Source organism: Limosilactobacillus albertensis, from assembly GCF_014145555.1.
Lineage (GTDB): Bacteria > Bacillota > Bacilli > Lactobacillales > Lactobacillaceae > Limosilactobacillus > Limosilactobacillus albertensis.
On sequence record NZ_JACIVD010000018.1, the window covers coordinates 1 to 2399 of the forward strand.

At 35.5% G+C, this 2399-nt stretch carries 1 protein-coding gene; it reads left to right on the top strand.

All coding sequences use genetic code 11. From position 1 onward, the window contains the following. Positions 1-843 precede the first annotated feature (843 nt). On the top strand, positions 844-2256 hold the full coding sequence (locus H5S41_RS00135) for an arylsulfotransferase family protein (RefSeq protein WP_182601451.1): 1413 nt from the start codon (positions 844-846) through the stop codon (positions 2254-2256). Positions 2257-2399 lie beyond the last annotated feature (143 nt).

The window sequence follows — 2399 nt, forward strand, 5'->3', positions numbered from 1 at the left end:
AAATCACATCGTGATTGAAGACCCTACACATTTGATTCGTCGAAACTTTGTTCAGTTTTCAAAGGTCTACCAGTTAACTAACCAAGCAGTCAATCAACATATTTATTATATCATATATCAATTTAACTTGTCAAGAAGAAATTTTAACTAATTTTGAATCCCTTCTAATCAATAACTCAATCAGCAACTTTGTTAATATATCATGTTGTCAATCAGATGTCAATAATTATTTATAATTTTTAACTTGAAGCATCTCAACAGCACATCACTGTTTTGACAACGGTAATTACTATACATGGATTTCACTCCCTCGTCAACACTTTTTTATTAACTTTTTTCACTATTTTAAATAGCCGAACTTTCTACTTTTTCTCGAATTAAATTGTATGTATTAAAGCAGGAATAATTGGCAAATACTCTTTAATTTAGTAAAAACTCACGTAATTTTTATCACTAACTTTTTCAAAAAATTACTTCTACCACATCTAACTTAGCCCGATGAAATTATCTTTTCTGCTTTTCTAGAATGAATTCAAGAATCCCGGTTAATTACCGCAGCTCTTGGCTTCAGGTTTGTGTGCTATTAATATTTACTATGATATGCCAATCTTAAAGTAATTAGCAATTCTTAGCTCTGCAAAATTATTGATTATAATATTTATTTGATCAATAATGTAAGCGATATCTGTAAAGTGTTAAGAACAGATCCTGTTAAAAGCACCAGATTATTTTGTTATCCCCGGTCTAAACACCACAGAACCTGCTATCGTAACAACAGTAAAAAATCTCTCTAGCTTGCACTTACTACTTTCTAAGTTTTGAATAATCAAAGGAGTGGAAAAAATGGGACAATCAATATTTCCAACCGGAGTTACTAACTTCAAACCTAGTAAAACTTGGTCGGGCTATACACTATTCAATGCTAAAAATGAAGGTACAATCTTAATCGATATGAACGGAAAAATTGTTCACGAATGGAAAGATCTACAAGGCTTCCCTAATAAAATGATTAAAGGTGGTAAAGTTTTTGGCTCCTTACGCTGTCGAAAAAGCAGTGACGCTTATCAAGACTATGCCGATTTAACCGAAATTGATTGGGATGGTAATATTCAATGGTCATTTACTCACAACGAAGAAGTTATCGATCAAGGTATCGGCAAAACATGGGTTGCAAGATTACACCACGATTATCAGCTTGATGGAAATCCTGTGGGGTATTTTGTACCTGGACAAGAAACAAAAGATGACTTTAAACAAGTTTTACTCCTTACTCACCATGATCGAAAAATTGACTCAATATCGCCCTATCCTCTTCTTGACCATGTCTTATTAGAAATTGACCGCGATGGCAACAAGCTTTGGTCTTGGAGTACATTAGATCATTTTAATGATTTCCCATTAACCGATGAACAAAAAAATGCAATCTTTAGGAACCCTAACTTTCAATCTGCTAGTAATGAAGGGGATGTATTTCATATTAATTATGCTAGCTACCTTGGACCAAATAAATGGTTTGATCAGGGTGACCAGCGATTTAAACCGAATAACATTCTAATGGGTTCACGTGAAGCAATGATGAGCTGGATTGTTGACCACGATACTGGGAAAATCGTTTGGCTATTAGGTCCCGACTTTACTAAGAATTTTGCTTTACGTAAATTAGGACCTTTAGTAGGGATGCATAATGTACATTTAATTCCTAAAGGCTTACCTGGCGCAGGAAATATTCTTGCTCTCAATAATGGAGGCTGGGCCGGCTATGGTGCACCTAATCAAACCTCCTCAACCGGAATGAAAACAACACGCATTGATGGATCAGAAGTTATTGAATTTAACCCAATTACTTTAGAAAAGAAATGGAGTTTTTCTGCAAAGGATATGGGCTATAAAGCAGCAGCCCACGCGAATTACTTCTACTCCCCATTACAGGGTAGCGTCCAACGACTTCCAAATGGAAATACATTAATTGACGAAGGTGCCGGCGGACGTTTCTTAGAGATTACGCCAAGTCATGAAATAGTTTGGGAATATATTTATCCATATATTGCTGATCATCTAATTTATCGGGCCTATCGGATTCCTTATGATTGGATTCCACAATTATCTCACTCAGCAGAAGTAGCGGTAACTCCGCCAGCCAATAGCGCGTTTCACCTACCAGGAGCTGCTGATCCGAGCCTCAATCCAAACAATACGGTTTCAGTTCCTGGAACTTATGGCTATAACAAACCATCACCAGCTAAAAATAATAATTAGACTTTTTTATTATTAACATAAAAAAAGAGGGACTGTGACATAAGTCCCTAATAATAAGCGGAGTTAGATGAAATCTTCGGATTTCATTTAACTCCGTTTTCCTTTAAAATATGTATTAGTAAAAGAAAAAGACACCGACCAGC